The organism is Buttiauxella izardii, assembly GCF_003601925.1.
GTDB lineage: Bacteria > Pseudomonadota > Gammaproteobacteria > Enterobacterales > Enterobacteriaceae > Buttiauxella > Buttiauxella izardii.
Genome location: NZ_QZWH01000003.1, coordinates 15,592 through 35,077 on the forward strand (window position 1 = coordinate 15,592; position 19,486 = coordinate 35,077).

Sequence of the window (19,486 nt, forward strand, 5' to 3'; positions counted from 1 at the left end):
GACGCTAAAGTAACAAAGTATTCACCTTCTGTCCATATTGGTTTTGATTGAAATCATTAAACCCGGCACATTTTAACAACATTACAGAAATGACGTTTCAAAGCTGTAACTTTGCACAAATGTCACATTTACTCACACCCGAACGCATTTAACGTTTACGAAACAGCAAAAAGTGCTCTTTCTTGCAAATTGAACCGATTCATCAGTTTAAAATATGAATATTAATTCAACGATGTCGCTTAAATTGAATGAATAACGCGCGAAATAAATAACGTGATCGATCTGACGATTGATTTCTTTTTATTCAACTCGTCACGAGAAGAATAGAAAGCAGGTGCAAACACTGGCGCTTACCACTATTCTTTGCGCTGCGGTAGTCCACTACGCAAAATACTGGAATTAAAAACCGTAAAATAAATACTACACATTACGGAATTACAAACTTACAGAGGCGCAGTCAGCGCCCTGAAAATAACCACACACGAGGTTAAAGATGGAACAAGGCGACACGCTTAAACGCGGCCTTAAAAACCGCCATATCCAGCTCATCGCGCTGGGTGGAGCAATTGGGACAGGCCTGTTTCTGGGCAGTGCGTCTGTTATTCAATCTGCCGGACCAGGGATTATTCTGGGTTATGCGATTGCAGGTTTTATCGCCTTTCTGATCATGCGTCAGCTGGGCGAAATGGTGGTTGAAGAGCCTGTTGCGGGTTCATTTAGCCACTTTGCTTATAAATACTGGGGCGGTTTCGCTGGTTTCGCCTCTGGCTGGAACTACTGGGTGCTGTATGTATTAGTTGCCATGGCTGAATTGACCGCCGTCGGTAAATACATTCAGTTTTGGTATCCGGAAATCCCAACCTGGGCTTCTGCTGCGGTCTTCTTCGTCGTGATCAACGCCATCAACCTCACTAACGTAAAAGTGTTCGGTGAGATGGAGTTCTGGTTCGCGATCATTAAAGTCGTTGCCGTTGTTGCCATGATTGTGTTTGGTGCCTGGTTGCTGTTCAGCGACCACGCAGGCCCACAGGCGACTGTGCGTAACCTTTGGGAACAAGGCGGATTCTTGCCACACGGCTTTACCGGCCTGGTGATGATGATGGCCATTATCATGTTCTCCTTCGGTGGGCTTGAGCTGGTAGGGATTACCGCTGCGGAAGCAGACAACCCACAGGTGAGCATTCCTAAAGCAACCAACCAGGTTATTTACCGTATTCTGATTTTCTATGTGGGTTCCCTGGCGGTGCTGCTGTCTCTGATGCCGTGGACTCGTGTCACTGCGGACACCAGCCCGTTCGTGCTTATCTTCCACGAGTTGGGTGATACTTTCGTTGCTAACGCACTTAACGTTGTGGTTCTGACTGCGGCGCTGTCTGTTTATAACAGCTGCGTTTACTGCAACAGCCGTATGCTGTTCGGCCTGGCTCAACAAGGCAACGCGCCGAAAGCCCTGCAAAAAGTCGATAAGCGTGGCGTTCCGGTTAACACCATTCTGGTCTCTGCGCTGTTCACCGCGTTGTGTGTCCTGATCAACTACTTAGCACCAGCAGAAGCTTTCGGCCTGCTGATGGCGCTGGTGGTATCCGCACTGGTGATCAACTGGGCGATGATTAGCCTCGCGCACATCAAGTTCCGTCGCGCGAAAGAACAGCAAGGTGTGAAAACGCGCTTCCCTGCTCTGTTCTATCCGTTGGGTAACTATGTCTGCCTGCTGTTCATGGCGGCAGTGCTGGTTATCATGGCGATGACGCCTGGCATGGCCATCTCCGTATGGCTGATTCCTGTCTGGGTGGTGATCCTCGGCATTGGTTACGCCATCAAACAGAAGAATCTGAAAAGCGTTAAAGCTTAAGTTTCTCTGCTGCTAAAAAGCGCCCCGGTGAGCAAAACTCGCCGGGGCGCTTTGTTATCTGGTTCACACTTCTTTGACAATGACAGAATTGTCCATCCCTGCAACGAATTACAGACACGCAATTAATCTCAAAGCGCTCAATACTCTTGTCCATATTCTGGTCAGGAGCATTTCCAATGGAAAGCGGCAAATTATCAATTAAAGAAAAGATTGGCTACGGAATGGGTGACGCCGGGTGCAACATCATCTTTGGCGCCATTATGTTGTTTGTTAACTATTTTTATACCGACATCTTTGGCCTGGCCCCGGCTTTGGTAGGGGTTATGCTACTTTCCATCCGGGTAATCGATGCGGTAACCGATCCTATTATGGGGGCGATTGCAGACAGAACTCAGTCGCGCTGGGGGCGTTTTCGTCCATGGATTTTGTGGATGGCGGCTCCTTTTGCCTTCTTCAGTTACCTGATGTTTACCACGCCGGACTGGGCCTATAGCAGCAAAGTTATCTATGCCTTCGTCACTTACTTCCTGCTTTCATTAACCTACACCGCGATCAACATTCCTTATTGCTCATTGGGCAGCGTGATAACCAACGACCCAAAAGAGCGCGTGGCCTGCCAGTCGTATCGCTTTGTGATGGTTGGTATCGCAACGCTGATTCTCTCGCTTTCCCTACTGCCGATGGTTGACTGGTTTGGCGGCGGCGACAAAGCCAAAGGCTACCAAATGGCGATGGGCGTGCTGGCAGTACTCGGCATGTTCATGTTCCTGTTCTGCTTCACGACGGTCAGAGAACGTGTTCGCCCGGCGGTGCCCAGCAACGACGACTTAAAAGCAGATTTGAAAGATGTGTGGAAAAACGACCAGTGGGTGCGCATCCTGCTGCTGACGTTATGCAACGTCTGCCCAGGGTTTATCCGCATGGCGGCAACCATGTATTACGTCACCTGGGTGATGGGCCAAAGCACCAGTTTCGCCACAATGTTTATCAGCCTCGGCGTGGTTGGCATGATGGGCGGCAGCATGTTGGCAAAAGTGCTGACCGACCGTATCTGCAAACTGAAAGTGTTCTTCTGGACCAACATCGTGCTGGCGATTTTCTCCTGCGGTTTCTACTTCCTCGACCCGCACGCCACCACGCTGATTGTGGTGATGTACTTCCTGCTTAACATCCTGCACCAAATCCCGTCGCCGCTGCACTGGTCGCTGATGGCTGACGTTGACGACTACGGCGAGTGGAAAACCGGTAAACGCATCACCGGTATCAGCTTCTCGGGCAACTTGTTCTTCCTGAAATTAGGGCTGGCGATTGCCGGTGCGATGGTCGGCTTCCTGCTTTCCTGGTACGGTTACGACGCGGGCGCAAAACAGCAAAGTGCAGAATCCATTAACGGTATTGTGATGCTGTTTACCATCATTCCAGGCGTTGGGTATCTGATTACCGCAGGTGTGGTGCGTCTGCTGAAAGTCGACAGTGAAACGATGCGTCGCATTCAGGCCGACCTTGAAAAGCGCCGTAATAACTACCGCGAACTCAATGAATATCACGACAGCAAACCTGTTGAAGCCAAACTTTAAGGAGGCGTTATGAACCAGGAGCAATGGCCGAATCCATTTATTGAACAGCGTGCTGACCCGTTTATTTTGCAGCATGGCAACGGTTACTACTTTATTGCGTCAGTGCCGGAGTACGACAGGCTTGAGATTCGTTACGCGGAAACGTTAAGCGAATTGCCAAACGCGCAGCCAACCGTGGTGTGGCGCAAGCCAGAAAGCGGCCCAATGAGCAAACTGATTTGGGCACCGGAACTGCATCATATCGACGGCAAGTGGTACATCTATTTTGCCGCCACACATACGCAGGATCTGGATCATCTCAATATGTTCCAGCACCGGATGTTTGCGCTGGAATGCACAGACGCCAATCCGTTAACCGGAAAATGGGTCGAAAAAGGCCAGGTTAAAACGCAGTTCGATAGCTTCTGTCTGGATGCCACGACTTTCCATCATCAAGGGAAACAGTGGTATTTGTGGGCACAGAAAGCCCCCAATATAGACGGTAATTCCAATATCTATCTTGCCGAACTGGAAACGCCGTGGGCAATAAAAGGCCAACCGGTGATGTTGAGCAAGCCAGAGCTGGACTGGGAATGCAGAGGGTTTCTGGTTAACGAAGGGCCAGCGGTGGTGGTTCATGGCGATAAACTGTTTGTCAGCTACTCCGCCAGCGCTACCGACGAAAACTACTGTATTGGCTTGTTATGGATAGATCTGGAAGCGGACCCAACCAACGCGGCTAACTGGCATAAATCGCCTCAGCCGGTGTTTACCACCAGTTATGAAAACAAGCAGTTTGGGCCGGGCCATAACAGCTTCACCAAAACCAAAGACGGGAAAGATGTGCTGGTGTATCACGCGCGCAATTACACCGAAATTGAAGGCGATCCGCTGTATGACCCGAATCGCCATACGCGCCTGAAAACTCTGGAATGGGACGAAAACGGTATGCCAGTGTTTGGCATACCGCCTGCTGATAACCGCTAACTTAACGCGGCACTCTGGCGATTAAACCAGGGTGCCGTAAATCGTCAGCAACGCGACAACGACTAAAACAACCATTGATGTTTTCTTTGCCATCGAAACCGCCGCTTTTGGCGTTTTGATTTTATCGAGGTGCGGCTCGCGGGCCAGAGAATACTGAGCCAATTGAGTTAACACCTGATACTGCGAAGTATGCCTGTCCGCCAGTGAAGCAAACCACGCGGGCAGCGCTCTTTCTCCGTGGCCGAGCAGCGCATATGCCACGCCGAACAGGCGCACCGGCACCCAATCCAGCACATGCAAAATGGCATCAATTCCTGAGTGCAGACGCTCTTGCGGCGAATGATGACGCGCCAACCAGCTCTGCCATGCACGCAAGAAAGCGTAGCCCGCAAGCGTTACCGGCCCCCACATACCACCGACGATAAACCAGAAAAGCGGTGCCAGATAAAAACGGAAGTTAATCCACAACAGCGCGTTTTGCAGTTCCTTCAGGTATTCGCGTTCGTCACAATCCGGCGGAATACCGTGGATGAGTGTAAGTTCACTCGCCATCGCATCACGGGCGTGAATATCATCGTGGCTCGCCGCCTGCAAATAAGCGTGGTAATGCAAACGAACCTGGCCCGCACCAATACACAACACGCCCAGTGCAATCCAGAAAACTAACAACGGCACATTAAAGAACAGGCCTTGCAGCGCACGAATACAGAGGAAAACCACCAGCATACATACGGCGGTCATCAAAATGGTACGCAGCAACGAAAAGCTTTTGACCCGCCGGAAGAGTGCTTCAAGGCGGTGATCTAACTGCCAGTGTTCGCCCAGCTTAAACAGCCGTTCCCAAATCATCACCAGCAGCAATGTAAACAGCGTCATTTCATCTCCTTATTTGACGTTACCTCGACCGATTGGCGAAAACGCTTCCAGTCAAACGCAGGGCCAGGGTCAGTTTTACGTTCCGGTGCAATATCACAATGCCCCGTCATATGGTCAGCCATGGCCGGGTAGATTTGAATCAAGGTATCGGCAATTGCAGTAAGCTGTTGATATTGCGCATCAGTATAGGGCAGCGTATCGGTGCCCTCCAGTTCAATACCAATGGAAAAATCGTTGCAGCGCTCGCGCCCCTGGTATAAAGAAACACCCGCATGCCAGGCCCGCTTATCGAAAGGAACATACTGAACGATTTCACCATCACGGCGAATAAGACAATGCGCTGAAACGCGCAAATGTGCGATACCTTCGAAATACGGATGGGCATTCTCATCCAACGTTCCAGTAAACAACGCATCAATCCATGGCCCACCAAATTCGCCAGGCGGCAGACTGATGTTATGCACCACCAGCAGCGAAGGGGTTTCATCCTCCGGTCGGCAATCAAAATGGGGGGAAGGAACATGCTTTACACCCACCAGCCAGCCGTTTTTTAGCTGCATTCGCGGTCTCCTTAGAGTGGTACTTGAGGTCGCATCAATGTAGCATGTTTCGACATTAACTAAGCCATTTCGGAGTTTTATCATGCCGCCTCGCCGTTACAATCCAGACCGCCGCCGTGACGAGCTTCTCGAACGAATTAACCTTGATATTCCAGAAGCGGTTTCCCATGCTTTGCGCGAAGATCTCGGTGGTGATGTTGACCCCAATAACGACATAACCGCGCAATTACTGGATGCCGAACATCGCTCTCATGCCGTGGTGATCACCCGTGAAGACGGCGTGTTCTGCGGTAAACGCTGGGTCGAAGAGGTGTTTACCCAACTTGGCGGTGATGTGAAAGTTGTCTGGCATGTGGAAGATGGCCAGACGGTGACTGCCGATCAGCCACTTTTTGAATTGACCGGCCCGTCTCGCGTGCTGTTAACCGGCGAGCGTACCGCGCTTAATTTCGTGCAAACACTCTCAGGCGTTGCCAGCGAAGTGCGGACTTATGTTGACCTGCTGGCAGGCACACAAACCCAATTGCTGGACACCCGCAAAACATTACCGGGGCTGCGAACTGCGCTGAAATACGCGGTTTTATGTGGCGGTGGAAGCAATCACCGTTTAGGGCTTTCTGACGCTTTCCTGATCAAAGAAAACCACATTATTTCTTCCGGTTCGATTCGCCAGGCCGTCGAAAAGGCGTTCTGGTTCCACCCGGATGTGCCTGTGGAAGTTGAAGTGGAATCCCTTGAAGAGCTGGAGCAGGCGCTGCATGCCGGGGCTGACATTATCATGCTCGATAATTTCACCGTTGAAGATATGCGCCAGGCTGTTGTCATCACTCAAGGTAAAGCGCGTCTGGAAGTTTCCGGCAACGTGACCAAAGAAACTATCCGTGAATTTGCTGAAACTGGCGTCGACTTTATCTCGGTTGGTGCGCTGACCAAGCATGTTCGCGCACTCGATCTCTCCATGCGTTTCCGCTAATTCCTGCCAGGCAGAGGGGGTAAAATCCTCTGCCCTTTTCTTCTTTTCCCGATACATCTCGCAATTTCTTTGTTACTTCCTGCAACCCACTCAAAAACCCTGGAACCCGCTTTCCTGATGTTTTAAAACGCCCTCGCCTGAGTCATTCAGACGGCGCAAATTGCTGCCATCTCAATCAGGAGCGGCACATGAACAAACAACAGGGATTCACACTTATTGAGCTGATGGTGGTCATCGGCATTATTGCGATTCTTAGCGCCATAGGCATTCCCGCATACCAGGGTTACTTACGCAAAGCGGCACTCACCGACATGCTGCAAACCTTTGTCCCCTACCGCACCGCCGTAGAACTTTGCGCCATTGAACGAGGCGGAATCAGCGAATGTGATGCGGGTACCAACAGCATTCCTTCGCCCAAAACCACGCGCTATGTAAGCGGTATGAGTATTGAACAAGGCGTTATCACGCTCACCGGACAGGAAAGCCTGAATGGGCTAACCGTTTCGCTAACGCCGCGCTGGAGTGATGCGGAAGGTGTAGAAGGCTGGTCACGAACCTGTGCGGCCACCGACGGCGGCTCACTGCAACAATCATGCGAAGAAGTTTTCCGCTTTGATAATAACCAGTCGGGAAATTAATCCATGGTCAATCAGCAGATCCTCGCACTGTGCAATCAATATCAGGCGCTAATACTCTCTGAAGATCCGGCGTTGCATATTGCTATCGCTCCAAATCCACCGGCTCAGTTCTTTGAAGCTTTGCGCTTCATCTGCGATAAACCGGTCAACATCGAATACTGGCCAGCAGAACAACTGGAAAAAAACCGCCATTCCCGATTGCCAACCGGCCCGGATGAACCACAAGAAAACACCGCTCCGGTGGTTCAATTGCTACAGGAAACGCTGCTAAAAGCGATACAACTCAGAGCTTCAGATATTCACTTTGAACCTATCGAGCAGGGTTATCAGATTCGTTTTCGGGTCGATGGGGTACTGCAATTGCAACCGCTGCTCCCCACGCACCTTGCGGCACCGCTAACCGCACGGCTAAAGGTTTTGGGTAATCTGGATATCGCGGAGCGTCGGCTCCCACAGGACGGGCAAATGTCGGTAGACATCGAACAACATAAATGTTCGTTTCGCATCGCGACACTGCCGGTCTATCACGGCGAAAAAGTCGTCTTACGTTTAATGTCACAAACGGAACAAACTTTTGAGCTAACGGAATTAGGTATGACGCCTGCTGATTGCGCCCGGTTTCAGCAGGCTCTCGCCAATCCACAAGGCATGATTCTGGTTACAGGCCCCACAGGCAGTGGAAAAACCATCACGCTGTACAGCGCATTAACAATCCTTAATCAGACCTCAAGCAATGTGTGCAGCGTTGAAGACCCGATAGAAATCCCCATGCGCGGGCTAAACCAGACACAAATTAACAGTAAAGCCGGGCTGAGTTTTCAAAGCGTCTTACGCGCATTACTGCGCCAGGATCCAGACATCATTATGGTGGGTGAAATCCGCGATGGCGACACGGCAGAGATAGCCATCAAGGCGGCACAAACTGGGCACCTGGTGCTTTCAACCTTGCACACCAACTCTACGGCTGAAACGGTAGTGCGTCTTGAACAAATGGGCGTAGAACGCTGGATATTAGCCTCCGCGCTGAACATTGTGGTGGCGCAGCGGTTAGTGCGTAAGCTTTGCCCTCACTGCAAACAGCGACACCCAGACGACATTATTGTTCCCACAACAATTTGGGGGAATGCTCTGCCACGCTGGCAGACAGTTGGCTGCAAACGGTGTTATTGCGGCTTCTATGGACGAAGCGCTTTATTTGAAATCCTGATTGTCTCCCCTTCCCTGCAATCAGCGATCTCCAGAGGAATATCGGCAAGTGAAATCGAAACACTGGCGCGCCAGCAGGGCATGACCACGCTATTTGAAAGTGGTTGTCTGGCAGTCGAAGAGGGACTCACAACACTTGAAGAGTTGTATCGCGTTCTCGGTGTGCCCCATGGCTAAGTTTGTACTCTGGCGCTGGAAAGCCGTCGATCAGCACGGACAGATGCAGCAAGGCGCTTTGCTGGCTGACGATCCGATATCCATCAGAGAGCAATTGTTTAATGCCGACCTTCAACTTTTACATCTGCGAAAAACATCGAATGTCCGCCGGGGCTGCTGGCACATTCAGCAAAAAATCCAGGTCTTTCGTCAGTTGGCTACTCTTCTTCAAGCGGGAATATCATTATCTGACGGGTTGTTGCTGATAGCCGAGCAACACCCGTTTTGTGAATGGCGCGCATTGCTAAAAGACATCGAACAACGCGTGTCTAACGGCACGCCCTTTTCCTCAGCATTGCAACAATGGCCGGGGATTTTCCCCGCGCTGTTTATCGCGCTGATTCATATTGGCGAGTTAACAGGAAAGCTGGATGAGTGCTGCAAACGGCTAGCAGAGCAGCAAGAAAAGCTCTACCGACTACGTAAAAAAGTGATGAAGGCGCTGCGCTACCCGCTATTTATTATGGGAGTCGCGTTAATGGTGACGGTTGGAATGATGGGTTTTGTGCTGCCTGAATTTGCCAATATCTATCGATCTTTTAACGCTCCATTGCCTGCGGTTACGCTGGCCGTTATGGCAATTTCGAATTGGGTCACGTCGCAAGGCATAGTGTGGTTGCTTGCAGCGATTGTATTCGTAGCTGGCGGATTGTTTATGCGCCGTAGAAAACCGCATTGGCAGGAATACGAACAAAACCTACTGCTTCGTATTCCTCTGGTTGCACCGCTTTGGCGCGGGCAAATACTCAGCCAAATCTACACCACCCTATCACTTGCCCAGCAGGCGGGGATCCCGCTTTTACAGGGGCTCGAAGCGGTTGAAAACACACTCACGCAAGTGATGTGGAAAAAGGTCGTCTCGCAGATAAGCGTCAAAGTGACTCAGGGTGTCCCGTTTTGGCATGCGCTTACACAGAGTGGGCGCTTTACACCTTTATGTAGCCAGCTTGTACGTATCGGAGAAGAATCAGGATCTTTAGATTTAATGCTCGAAAAACTGGCAACCTGGCATCATAGCCATACTGAAGAACTGGCCGATAACCTGGCGGCGGCGCTTGAGCCGATTATGATGTTAGTCGTGGGAGTCATCATTGGAACGCTGGTCATCGCGATGTATTTGCCTATTTTCCAGCTAGGCGATGCAATGAGCGCGGGATAACGGCGTGGGCAATGCCACGCCGTAAATCGTCAATAGCTTAGAGGCTATTGAAAACGCGGTTTTCTTGCTCATTTACACGAATGAACGTGGTGCGTTTTGTCAGCTCTTTCAGGCGAGAAGCACCAACATAAGTACATGCAGAACGCAGGCCGCCCATAATATCGCGAGCCGTGTTTTCTACCGGGCCACGCAATGGCAGCTTAACGGTTTTGCCTTCTGCTGCACGGTATTGTGCAACGCCGCCAACGTGGCGAGTCATTGCAGATTCGGAACTCATGCCGTAGAAAAGCATGAATTTCTCGCCGTTTTCTTCAACGATTGTGCCGCCGCTTTCGTCATGACCTGCCAGCATACCGCCCAGCATCACGAAATCTGCGCCGCCGCCGAAGGCTTTAGCTACATCACCTGGCATCGTACAACCACCGTCGCTAACAATCTGGCCGCCAAGACCATGCGCTGCATCAGCACATTCAATCACAGCGGAAAGTTGCGGGTAGCCAACGCCAGTTTTGACACGAGTGGTACAGACAGAACCCGGACCGATACCGACTTTAACGATATCAGCACCAGAAAGAATCAGCTCTTCGCACATCTCACCAGTCACAACGTTACCTGCACAGATAACTTTATTCGGCCACGCTTCACGCGCTTTGGAAACAAACTGAGTGAAGTGCTCAGAGTAACCATTTGCCACGTCGATGCAGATAAATTGCAGCGCAGGGTTAAGGTTGAGGATTTGCTTGGTTTTCTGGAAATCCGCTTCGGATGTCCCCGTTGAAACCATGACAAATTTCAGGATGCTTTCTGGAACGGATTTCACGAAGTCGCTCCACTCTTCAACAGAGTAGTGCTTATGAACGGCGGTGAGGATATCAAACGAGGCCAGTGCCTGGGCCATACCAAATGTGCCCACGGTGTCCATGTTAGCAGCAATGATCGGAACACCTGACCATGCAATACCGGAGTGTTTGAAAGTGAACTGGCGCTCAAGCTCTACATCAGAGCGGCTTTTCAGAGTGGAACGTTTTGGACGAATAAGAACGTCTTTAAAACCTAACTTCAAATCTTCTTCAATACGCATGTTGCAGATTCCTGGGTCGAATGGCGAAGGACGCGTGAACGCAATCAGCACTGTATACCCAAAATAATTCGAGTTGCAGAAAGGCGGCAAGGGAGCAAATCCCAAGGAGCTTACATAAGTAAGTGACTGGGGTTTGTGAGTGCAGCCAACGCATCTGCAGCTTGAAGTATGACGGGTATAACTACCAATTCCAGTGACGCTATCATACGCACTATTAATGCGGCTGCAAGACTGCGAAAACAGTCTTTTTTACGCTACAATCGTTAAAATTTACCTATGAAATATGAAATCGCTTTAGGGTCTGGTGTTTATGGTTTATACGGTGGCATTAACGGGTGGGATTGGTAGCGGAAAAAGCACTGTTGCTGATAACTTTGCCCGATTAGGTATTACCGTTGTTGACGCGGACATCATAGCGCGCCAGGTCGTCGAACCAGGGCAACCTGCCCTTAGCATTATTTCTGATCATTTCGGTACTGGGATCCTTCTGCAGGATGGTTCTCTTAATCGCCGAGTTCTTCGCGAACGAATCTTTTCTTCTCCAGCAGAAAAGCAATGGCTCAATGCCTTGCTCCATCCGCTCATACATCAACGAACTCAAACTGAAATTCGTCAGGCACTTTCTCCTTATGTCTTGTGGGTTGTTCCGTTACTCATTGAAAATAACTTACAACAAAAGGCCGATCGCGTTTTGGTTGTTGATGTATCGCCAGAAGTGCAAATCGCACGTACTATTGCGCGCGATAAAGTCAGTCGCGAACATGCACGACAAATTATTGCTGCACAAGCGACACGTGAGGCACGCTTAAGCGCTGCCGATGATGTAATTAATAACGATGGTGCCCCCGAAAAGGTGGCCGCACATGTTGACCGCTTGCATCGCCAGTATTTGGAACTGGCGTCTCAGGCCGCACAGCAGGAAAATGATTAATGAGCACCCAGATTCTTTTTGAGCACCCATTGAATGAAAAAATGCGTACCTGGCTGCGTATAGAGTTTTTAATTCAACAAATCGAAAGTTCATTACCCGTAGACGATACATCCAAAGCACTGCACTTCTTCCGTAACGTCGGCGATCTGCTTGATGTTTTTGAACGCGGCGAAATTCGTACCGATATTCTCAAAGAGCTTGAACGCCAGCAGCGTAAATTACTGAGCTGGTCTGAAGTTCCGGGTGTCGATATGCAGCGAATCGACTCACTGCGTAGCCAGCTTAAAGAGCACGGCAGCGTATTAATGGCGGCACCGCGTTTAGGGCAATTCTTGCGTGAAGATCGTCTGATTGCATTGGTTCGTCAACGCCTGAGTATCCCCGGCGGATGTTGTAGCTTTGATTTACCAACCTTGCATATCTGGTTGTATTCCCCACAGGCACAACGCAATGCGCAAATTGATAACTGGCTGGCAAGTTTGCAACCTTTGAAGCAGTCACTGAATTTGGTGCTGGATGTTGTTCGTAATTCTGCACCATTCCGCAAACAAACCAGCCTGAACGGTTTTTATCAGGACAATGGCGACGATGCCGATTTATTGCGTTTGCAGCTAGATTTGTCTTCGCAACTTTACCCACAAGTTTCTGGCCATAAAAGCCGCTTTGCGATTCGTTTCTTACCGCTTGATAGCGAAAATGGAATCATCCCCGAGCGTCTGGATTTTGAGCTGGCATGCTGTTAAGGAGCGAAAATGTCTGAACCGACCAAAGTAAACTGCCCGGGTTGTGGCAAAGTCGTAATCTGGAATGAAACCAGCCCGTATCGCCCATTTTGCAGCAAACGCTGCCAGTTGATTGATTTGGGTGAATGGGCCGCCGAGGAAAAACGAATTCCGAGCAGCGGCGACCAGTCTGAAAGCGAAGGCTGGAGTGAAGAAGACCTGCGTTAAGGTTGCTGTAGTTTGCTAATTACCGGTTCGTTGGCTGGTGGAAAATCTGCTGCCACCAGCGAACTTTGCGTAATCCATTGACCCGGTTGCCCTTCTTTCCCCCACGGCTCGCCTTCCCAGCTTTCTACCAGGAAAAACCACAGCGTGATATGTCTGTCCGGGAATTGATAAGCCAACTGTTCAAATAGCGTAAATTCAGTCGCTGTAATCCCCGTTTCTTCCTGAAGTTCGCGAATTAATGCCTGTTCCGGCGATTCGCCGTTTTCAATTTTCCCACCGGGAAACTCAAGCTTATTCGCCATGTGAGCATCAGCAGCTCGCTGAGTAATAAAAATCTCGCTCTTCGGGTTACGGATAATGCCCACGGCGATTTCTAATTGTTTCATTTTTGTGCAGGTACTCCATAGAAAAAAGGCGCAGCAAGCTGCGCCTTTATCGACAATTAAGTGCTTAGCTCAAACGACCATGACACTGTTTGTATTTCTTACCTGAACCGCATGGGCATGGGTCGTTACGACCGACTTTACGCTCACCGGTTTCTTCAGCCAGCGCTTCAGCGGCAATCGTATCGCTATCCTGGTGGCTCAGCTGTTGCATTTGCGCTAAACGCTCAGCTTCTTCGCGACGCTGTTGCTCCATCGCTTCCACTTCTTCAGGCATACGAACCTGAACTTTGCTCAGCGTACTGATCACTTCATATTTCAGAGCTTCAAGCATGGATGCAAACATGGCGAAAGATTCACGCTTGTATTCTTGCTTAGGATCTTTTTGCGCATAACCACGCAGGTGGATGCCCTGACGCAAGTAATCCATCGCCGCAAGGTGCTCTTTCCACAGTGAATCAAGAGTTTGCAGCATGACGCCTTTTTCGAAATGACGCATCATCTCAACGCCAACCACTTCTTCTTTGCGTTTGTACACTTCCATCGCGTTTTGCAAAATACGTTCGCGCAGTGTTTCTTCGTGCAGTTCTGGCTCTTTATCCAGCCATTCTTTAATTGGCAGCTCAAGATCGAAGTCGTTTTTCAGTCGCTCTTCCAGACCTTCAACATCCCACATTTCTTCCAGAGATTGCGGTGGAATGTGCGCATCAATCGTCACTTTAAACACATCTTCACGGATGCTGTTGATGGTTTCGCTTACGTCGCTCACATCCAGCAATTCGTTACGCTGGGTGTAGATTGCACGACGCTGATCGTTCGCCACATCATCGTATTCAAGAAGCTGTTTACGGATATCAAAGTTACGGCTTTCAACTTTACGCTGTGCGTTAGCAATGGCTTTGGTAACCCATGGGTGTTCAATGGCTTCGCCCGGTTTCATCCCCAGTTTGCGCATCATGCCTGAGACACGATCCGATGCGAAAATACGCATCAGGGAATCTTCCATAGACAGGTAGAAACGAGATGAACCCGCATCACCCTGACGACCAGAACGGCCGCGCAGCTGGTTATCGATACGACGAGATTCGTGACGCTCAGTACCGATAATATGCAGGCCACCAGATGCCAGAACCGCGTCATGACGAATCTGCCAGTCAGCTTTAATTTGTGCAATTTGCTCTGGAGTTGGGTTTTCCAGTTCAGCCACTTCTGACTGCCAGCTGCCGCCCAACACGATGTCCGTACCACGACCCGCCATGTTGGTTGCGATAGTTACCGCAGCAGGATAACCCGCCTGAGCAACGATACCGGCTTCGTTGGCGTGGAACTTAGCGTTCAGAACGTTGTGTTTAATGCCCGCCTTGGTCAGCTCAGCAGAAACCACTTCGGATTTTTCGATAGAAATCGTACCGACCAGCACAGGCTGGCCGTTAATGGTACGTTCTTTAATGTCTTCAATGATCGCCGCTATCTTGTCCATTTCGGTCATGTAGACCAGATCTGGCATGTCTTTACGAATCATTGGGCGGTTAGTCGGCACAACGATGGTATCGAGTTTGTAGATAGAGCTAAATTCGAAGGCTTCGGTATCCGCAGTACCGGTCATCCCCGCCAGCTTTTCGTACAGACGGAAGTAGTTCTGGAAGGTAATGGATGCCAGAGTCTGGTTTTCGTTCTGAATGTCCACGCCTTCTTTGGCTTCAACTGCCTGGTGCAGGCCATCAGACCAACGGCGACCTTGCATGGTACGACCGGTATGTTCATCAACGATGATGACTTCGCCATCTTTTACGATGTAGTCAACGTCACGGGTGAACAGTACGTGCGCGCGCAGAGCAGCAGTCACATGGTGCATCAGCATAATGTTAGTTGGGGAGTACAATGACTCGCCTTCTTCCATGATGCCTTCGCGTACCAGTAACTCTTCAACCAGAACCAGACCGCGTTCAGTGATGTTTACCTGACGAGATTTTTCGTCAACGGAGAAGTGACCTTCGCCCTGGAAAGTATCTGAATCTTCTTTTTCCTGACGGATCAGACTTGGGATGATTTCGTTTACTTTGCGGTACATCTCAGAGCTATCTTCAGCCGGGCCGGAGATGATCAGCGGAGTACGCGCTTCATCGATAAGGATTGAGTCAACCTCATCCACCAACGCATAGTGCAGTTTACGTTGGACACGTTCTTCAGGGCTGAACGCCATGTTGTCACGCAGGTAGTCAAAACCGTATTCGTTGTTGGTGCCGTAAGTGATGTCAGCCGCATACGCTTCGCGTTTTGCAGGCGCTGGCATGCCAGGTAAGTTGATACCAACGCTCAGACCCAAGTATTCGAACAATGGACGGTTGTTTTCCGCATCACGCTGAGCCAGATAGTCGTTCACAGTCACAACGTGAACGCCGCGGCCACTTAATGCGTTCAGGTACGCAGGCAGGGTGGCTGTCAGTGTTTTACCTTCACCAGTACGCATTTCTGCGATACAGCGATCGTTCAGTACCATACCGCCAAGCAGCTGTACGTCGAAGTGACGCATGCCAAACACACGCTTACTTGCTTCACGAACCACAGCAAAAGCTTCTGGGATCAGGTTTTCCAGCACTTCGCCTTTTTCAAGACGCGCACGGAATTCACCGGTTTTGGCTTTTAATTCGTCATCAGAAAGTTTTTCAATTTCCGGTTCCATGCTGTTGATAAGAGTCACAACTTTACGCATACGACGCAGAGTACGGTCGTTACGGCTACCGAAAACTTTAGTTAATAATTTGATTAGCATAATAAATTCTCAAACGCCTACCGCCAGGGTAGAGCTAAAATAACGTTATAATTAAAGGAAATGTTTTTAGCTGAGGCGTTGTGGACCGGCGCGGATACCGTGAACCTGGCTAATCCAGATGGCAGGACTAAAAGTCTCGACCGCTGGCGGTTGCCAAAGCGCAATGTGGCGCACAATTACGGGTGGTTTGCTTTCCTGGGTCAGAAGCGCGGTGAGCGTATCCAGTAAAGCGAGTTTGTGAGCCTGAAGTGGCAAGCTCTCTTCTGCGATGGGGAGCGTTTGAGGCACCATAGCAAAAGAAAGGTGGCGAATTACGGTACGAATCGCATGTTGATGCCAGTAATCGACACTAAATGATGGTCGCCGGGTACTTTCCTGCAATAATGCCAGACTATTGAAGCTGACTTTGTTCAGGTAGTCGTGGCTGCTGGTAGACGTTTCGGCAGGGGCAGTAGGCTCGGTATTTTGGCTGAGCGCAGGCATGCCAAAACTCGCCGCGACCATCCCCAATAAGAGATGCGGCCAGAAGTAACGTCTGCCAAACTGTCGCCAACGATTTAGAATACCAATCACTTTTTCCGCCGGAGCATTATGTATGCGTGATAGTCGCCCACAATCTTTAGATCATTTGTTCGATGATGCTGGTGCCGAAAGCGTGCTGCAAAACGTGCAACAACGCGCTACTGCGCTACTACGGCTTAACAGGGCGGTGAAGGGAATATTACCCGCTCAACTACATCCCTGGTGCCGGGTCGCCAATTTTCGACAAGGCATTCTCGTACTTGAAACTGCAAATGCAAGCTGGCTGATGCGATTACGCTATGAACAAGCCACGCTGTTGAGTGCATTACGTGCGCAAATATTACCATCATTGACATCAATCGACATCAGGATTAATCCATCTCTGGCTGCAATTGGGCAAGATTCAGTACAAGAAAACAGCATTCAGACTGTGAAAGGCAAAACTGAAGGGGTTAACAGAGTATTGAGCCAGCAAAGTGCTGAGGCATTAAGAATGGTGGCTGAACGTAGCCCTGAGAAACTGAAGGCAATAATAGAACGACTGGCATCATTGGCCGGAGAGAGTACCAATGAAACCAGTCGCAATAAATAATTCTGGTGTTATGCCAGAACCATTTTTGGTGCTTTGAACGCTAACGGAAGTTCGGCGTCGTCTTCGAAGGTTGCCCATTCCCAGGCTTCCTGCTTCGCCAGAACTGCTTGCAACAATTTATTATTCAGTGCATGACCTGACTTATAGGCGGTAAACGCGCCGATAATGTTATGGCCGCACATGAACAAGTCACCGATCGCATCGAGCATTTTGTGACGAACGAATTCATCTTCAAAACGCAGGCCGTCTTCGTTCAATACGCGATAATCGTCAACAACGATGGCACAATCGAAGCTGCCGCCCAGGCACAAACCACGGGACTGCAGATATTCGATATCACGCATAAAACCAAAAGTACGAGCACGGCTTATCTGGCGCATAAACGCGTCTGCAGAGAAGTTCATGCTGTAGCGCTGAGTACTTGCATCAATCGCCGGGTGGTTAAAGTCGATGGTGAAGTCCAACGAGAAACCATTGTACGGCTTGAATTCAGCCCATTTGTCGCCGTCTTCAACACGAACTGTTTCTTTGACGCGTACAAATTTCTTCGCACAGTTTAATTCGTCAATCCCGGCATCAAGCAGCAGGTAAACGAATGGCGCTGCACTACCGTCCATAATTGGGATTTCTGGGGCATTGACTTCAATAATGATGTTATCAATACCTAACCCAGCCAGGGCGGCGTTAAGGTGCTCAACGGTAGAAATCCGCACATCGTGCTCGTTCACCAGGCAAGTACAGAGCATGGTATCACGCACAGATTTGGCATCTGCCGGAAAATCTACCGGAGGATTCAAGTCGGTGCGACGATAGATGACCCCGGTATTTGCCGGCGCAGGGCGCAACGTCAGTGTGACTTTCTTGCCGGTATGTAAACCGACACCAGTCGCCTGAACGATACGTTTTAATGTCCTTTGTTTGATCATCGTATAATCTCGCCAAATTACCTATCCAACCGAAGTGTATATCACAATCGGTGGACCAGTTTAGCACAAAGAGCTGAGATCCCCAACTTCCGGTTTATTCTTAATCAGCTTGCTTACGCAAAAACGCTGGAATATCCAGATAATCAGGCTCTTTCGTCGTTTGTGGCGTGTTGTCGTTAACTACCTTGGCAACAGGCTTCTGCTCTTGCTGAAGCGGAGCCATACCGTGCTGCTGGTAGCGATCCATGACAGGTTGCTGAGTTTGTTTGTTGGTTACCAGGGTAATTTCTGGACGCTTGTCCATACCAATACCGGTTGCAACAACAGTGACACGCAGTTCGTCGTTCATCTCTGGGTCCAGAGAAGTACCGATAACCACTGTGGCGTTATCAGATGCGAACGCACGAATGGTGTTACCGACAGTTTCAAACTCATCCAGACGCAGGTCGAAGCCCGCAGTGATGTTAACCAGAACGCCACGTGCGCCAGACAGATCGATATCTTCCAACAGTGGGCTAGAAATCGCCATTTCAGCGGCTTCTTCAGCACGGTCTTCACCACTTGCGACACCTGAGCCCATCATGGCATAACCCATTTCGGACATTACGGTGCGCACGTCTGCAAAGTCGACGTTCATCAGACCCGGACGGGTGATCAGCTCGGCGATACCCTGCACTGCGCCTTTGAGTACATCGTTTGCTGCGCCAAAAGCGTCAAGCAAAGAAATACCACGGCCCAGCACTTTCAATAACTTGTCGTTAGGGATGGTGATTAAGGAGTCAACATGCTTAGACAGCTCGGCAATGCCTTGCTCTGCGAAAGCCATGCGCTTCTTGCCTTCAAAGTTGAAAGGCTTAGTCACTACCGCCACGGTCAGGATGCCCAGGTCTTTTGCAACTTCTGCAACAACCGGTGCTGCACCTGTACCCGTACCGCCGCCCATACCTGCGGCGATAAATACCATGTCTGCGCCTTCAAGTGCAGCACGTAACGCGTCACGGTCTTCTTCCGCAGCGGTACGACCCACTTCAGGGTTTGCTCCAGCACCCAGACCTTTGGTAATCCCATTACCAATCTGGATTGTCTGGCCTACAGCAGTTTTACGTAACGCCTGAGCGTCGGTATTCACTGCAAAGAATTCAACACCCTCGATGCGTTCACGCACCATGTGTTCAACGGCATTACCGCCGCCACCACCGACGCCGATGACTTTAATCACCGCGTCGTTGGTCAGTTCCATAGGTTCAAACATAGTTTCTCTCCGTTTTGTGCCTGTCGCCTGAGACCACTAATTTTGTCTGGTCT

The 19,486-nt window shown here is 50.1% G+C and carries 19 protein-coding genes; 11 read left to right on the forward strand and 8 right to left on the reverse strand.

The annotated features are described in order from the left end of the window. Positions 1 to 493: 493 nt before the first annotated feature. The 3 genes from aroP to D6029_RS01195 all read left to right on the forward strand — a co-directional run bounded on the left by aroP (position 494) and on the right by D6029_RS01195 (position 4,395). Positions 494 to 1,852, forward strand: a complete 1,359-nt coding sequence (aroP, locus tag D6029_RS01185; protein WP_120063009.1) for an aromatic amino acid transporter AroP — start codon at positions 494 to 496, stop codon at positions 1,850 to 1,852. Between the two features lie 176 nt (positions 1,853 to 2,028). Continuing rightward, positions 2,029 to 3,429: a glycoside-pentoside-hexuronide (GPH):cation symporter gene (locus D6029_RS01190; protein WP_120063010.1), complete on the forward strand. Its 1,401-nt coding sequence runs from the start codon at positions 2,029 to 2,031 to the stop codon at positions 3,427 to 3,429. Between the two features lie 9 nt (positions 3,430 to 3,438). Continuing rightward, positions 3,439 to 4,395, forward strand: a complete 957-nt coding sequence (locus tag D6029_RS01195; protein WP_120063011.1) for a glycoside hydrolase family 43 protein — start codon at positions 3,439 to 3,441, stop codon at positions 4,393 to 4,395. A 21-nt stretch (positions 4,396 to 4,416) separates the two neighbouring features. On the opposite strand, the gene ampE is transcribed toward D6029_RS01195, so the two are convergent. Next, positions 4,417 to 5,271, reverse strand: coding sequence for a beta-lactamase regulator AmpE (gene ampE, locus D6029_RS01200; protein WP_120063012.1), 855 nt, complete (start codon positions 5,269 to 5,271; stop codon positions 4,417 to 4,419). Continuing rightward, a complete protein-coding gene (gene ampD / locus D6029_RS01205; RefSeq protein WP_120063013.1) occupies positions 5,268 to 5,831 on the reverse strand; it encodes a 1,6-anhydro-N-acetylmuramyl-L-alanine amidase AmpD in 564 nt (187 codons plus the stop codon). The genes ampE and ampD overlap by 4 nt, the downstream gene beginning before the upstream one ends. Before the next feature lie 82 nt (positions 5,832 to 5,913). On the opposite strand from ampD, the gene nadC reads away from it, so the two are divergent. The 4 genes from nadC to hofC all read left to right on the forward strand — a co-directional run bounded on the left by nadC (position 5,914) and on the right by hofC (position 10,023). Next, positions 5,914 to 6,804, forward strand: coding sequence for a carboxylating nicotinate-nucleotide diphosphorylase (gene nadC / locus D6029_RS01210; RefSeq protein WP_120063014.1), 891 nt, complete (start codon positions 5,914 to 5,916; stop codon positions 6,802 to 6,804). Positions 6,805 to 6,992: 188 nt separating this feature from the next. Beyond that, on the forward strand, positions 6,993 to 7,442 hold the full coding sequence (gene ppdD, locus D6029_RS01215) for a prepilin peptidase-dependent pilin (RefSeq protein ID WP_120063015.1): 450 nt from the start codon (positions 6,993 to 6,995) through the stop codon (positions 7,440 to 7,442). A gap of 3 nt (positions 7,443 to 7,445) precedes the next feature. Continuing rightward, on the forward strand, positions 7,446 to 8,825 hold the full coding sequence (gene gspE, locus D6029_RS01220; protein ID WP_120063016.1) for a type II secretion system protein GspE: 1,380 nt from the start codon (positions 7,446 to 7,448) through the stop codon (positions 8,823 to 8,825). Next, positions 8,818 to 10,023, forward strand: a complete 1,206-nt coding sequence (hofC, locus tag D6029_RS01225; protein ID WP_120063017.1) for a protein transport protein HofC — start codon at positions 8,818 to 8,820, stop codon at positions 10,021 to 10,023. The genes gspE and hofC overlap by 8 nt, the downstream gene beginning before the upstream one ends. Positions 10,024 to 10,060: 37 nt before the next feature. On the opposite strand, the gene D6029_RS01230 is transcribed toward hofC, so the two are convergent. Then, the gene (locus D6029_RS01230) at positions 10,061 to 11,104 is read right to left on the reverse strand and encodes a GMP reductase (protein WP_120063018.1); all 1,044 of its coding nucleotides are present in this window, start codon (positions 11,102 to 11,104) and stop codon (positions 10,061 to 10,063) included. 310 nt (positions 11,105 to 11,414) lie between these two features. Between D6029_RS01230 and coaE the strand changes: the two genes are divergently transcribed. From coaE to yacG, 3 genes are read left to right on the forward strand one after another with little or no spacing between them, the layout of a single operon-like run. Next, positions 11,415 to 12,035, forward strand: coding sequence for a dephospho-CoA kinase (gene coaE, locus D6029_RS01235; RefSeq protein WP_120063019.1), 621 nt, complete (start codon positions 11,415 to 11,417; stop codon positions 12,033 to 12,035). Further along, positions 12,035 to 12,778: a cell division protein ZapD gene (zapD, locus tag D6029_RS01240; RefSeq protein WP_120063020.1), complete on the forward strand. Its 744-nt coding sequence runs from the start codon at positions 12,035 to 12,037 to the stop codon at positions 12,776 to 12,778. Before coaE ends, zapD begins: the two co-directional genes overlap by 1 nt. 9 nt (positions 12,779 to 12,787) lie before the next feature. Next, on the forward strand, positions 12,788 to 12,985 hold the full coding sequence (gene yacG / locus D6029_RS01245) for a DNA gyrase inhibitor YacG (RefSeq protein ID WP_120063021.1): 198 nt from the start codon (positions 12,788 to 12,790) through the stop codon (positions 12,983 to 12,985). Here yacG and mutT read toward each other — a convergent pair. From mutT to secM, 3 genes are all read right to left on the reverse strand, one after another. Beyond that, a complete protein-coding gene (mutT, locus tag D6029_RS01250) occupies positions 12,982 to 13,371 on the reverse strand; it encodes an 8-oxo-dGTP diphosphatase MutT (RefSeq protein WP_120063022.1) in 390 nt (129 codons plus the stop codon). The two genes, yacG and mutT, sit on opposite strands and share 4 nt — an antisense overlap. A gap of 64 nt (positions 13,372 to 13,435) precedes the next feature. Next, positions 13,436 to 16,141: a preprotein translocase subunit SecA gene (gene secA / locus D6029_RS01255; protein ID WP_120063023.1), complete on the reverse strand. Its 2,706-nt coding sequence runs from the start codon at positions 16,139 to 16,141 to the stop codon at positions 13,436 to 13,438. A gap of 66 nt (positions 16,142 to 16,207) precedes the next feature. After that, positions 16,208 to 16,714: a secA translation cis-regulator SecM gene (secM, locus tag D6029_RS01260; protein ID WP_120063024.1), complete on the reverse strand. Its 507-nt coding sequence runs from the start codon at positions 16,712 to 16,714 to the stop codon at positions 16,208 to 16,210. 22 nt (positions 16,715 to 16,736) lie between these two features. On the opposite strand from secM, the gene D6029_RS01265 reads away from it, so the two are divergent. Further along, the gene (locus D6029_RS01265) at positions 16,737 to 17,255 is read left to right on the forward strand and encodes a DUF721 domain-containing protein (RefSeq protein WP_120063025.1); all 519 of its coding nucleotides are present in this window, start codon (positions 16,737 to 16,739) and stop codon (positions 17,253 to 17,255) included. Positions 17,256 to 17,263: 8 nt separating this feature from the next. On the opposite strand, the gene lpxC is transcribed toward D6029_RS01265, so the two are convergent. Continuing rightward, a complete protein-coding gene (gene lpxC / locus D6029_RS01270; RefSeq protein WP_034493373.1) occupies positions 17,264 to 18,181 on the reverse strand; it encodes a UDP-3-O-acyl-N-acetylglucosamine deacetylase in 918 nt (305 codons plus the stop codon). Between the two features lie 100 nt (positions 18,182 to 18,281). Then, complete coding sequence (gene ftsZ, locus D6029_RS01275) at positions 18,282 to 19,433, reverse strand: cell division protein FtsZ (protein ID WP_064539921.1); 1,152 nt, start codon at positions 19,431 to 19,433, stop codon at positions 18,282 to 18,284. Positions 19,434 to 19,486: the final 53 nt, after the last annotated feature.

Bases quoted from the DNA above. Each gene is read 5' to 3' on its own strand.
- aroP (WP_120063009.1), top strand. From the start codon at position 494: ATGGAACAAGGCGACACGCTTAAACGCGGCCTTAAAAACCGCCATATC.
- D6029_RS01190 (WP_120063010.1), top strand. From the start codon at position 2,029: ATGGAAAGCGGCAAATTATCAATTAAAGAAAAGATTGGCTACGGAATG.
- D6029_RS01195 (WP_120063011.1), top strand. From the start codon at position 3,439: ATGAACCAGGAGCAATGGCCGAATCCATTTATTGAACAGCGTGCTGAC.
- ampE (WP_120063012.1), bottom strand. From the start codon at position 5,271: ATGACGCTGTTTACATTGCTGCTGGTGATGATTTGGGAACGGCTGTTT.
- ampD (WP_120063013.1), bottom strand. From the start codon at position 5,831: ATGCAGCTAAAAAACGGCTGGCTGGTGGGTGTAAAGCATGTTCCTTCC.
- nadC (WP_120063014.1), top strand. From the start codon at position 5,914: ATGCCGCCTCGCCGTTACAATCCAGACCGCCGCCGTGACGAGCTTCTC.
- ppdD (WP_120063015.1), top strand. From the start codon at position 6,993: ATGAACAAACAACAGGGATTCACACTTATTGAGCTGATGGTGGTCATC.
- gspE (WP_120063016.1), top strand. From the start codon at position 7,446: ATGGTCAATCAGCAGATCCTCGCACTGTGCAATCAATATCAGGCGCTA.
- hofC (WP_120063017.1), top strand. From the start codon at position 8,818: ATGGCTAAGTTTGTACTCTGGCGCTGGAAAGCCGTCGATCAGCACGGA.
- D6029_RS01230 (WP_120063018.1), bottom strand. From the start codon at position 11,104: ATGCGTATTGAAGAAGATTTGAAGTTAGGTTTTAAAGACGTTCTTATT.
- coaE (WP_120063019.1), top strand. From the start codon at position 11,415: ATGGTTTATACGGTGGCATTAACGGGTGGGATTGGTAGCGGAAAAAGC.
- zapD (WP_120063020.1), top strand. From the start codon at position 12,035: ATGAGCACCCAGATTCTTTTTGAGCACCCATTGAATGAAAAAATGCGT.
- yacG (WP_120063021.1), top strand. From the start codon at position 12,788: ATGTCTGAACCGACCAAAGTAAACTGCCCGGGTTGTGGCAAAGTCGTA.
- mutT (WP_120063022.1), bottom strand. From the start codon at position 13,371: ATGAAACAATTAGAAATCGCCGTGGGCATTATCCGTAACCCGAAGAGC.
- secA (WP_120063023.1), bottom strand. From the start codon at position 16,141: ATGCTAATCAAATTATTAACTAAAGTTTTCGGTAGCCGTAACGACCGT.
- D6029_RS01265 (WP_120063025.1), top strand. From the start codon at position 16,737: ATGCGTGATAGTCGCCCACAATCTTTAGATCATTTGTTCGATGATGCT.
- lpxC (WP_034493373.1), bottom strand. From the start codon at position 18,181: ATGATCAAACAAAGGACATTAAAACGTATCGTTCAGGCGACTGGTGTC.
- ftsZ (WP_064539921.1), bottom strand. From the start codon at position 19,433: ATGTTTGAACCTATGGAACTGACCAACGACGCGGTGATTAAAGTCATC.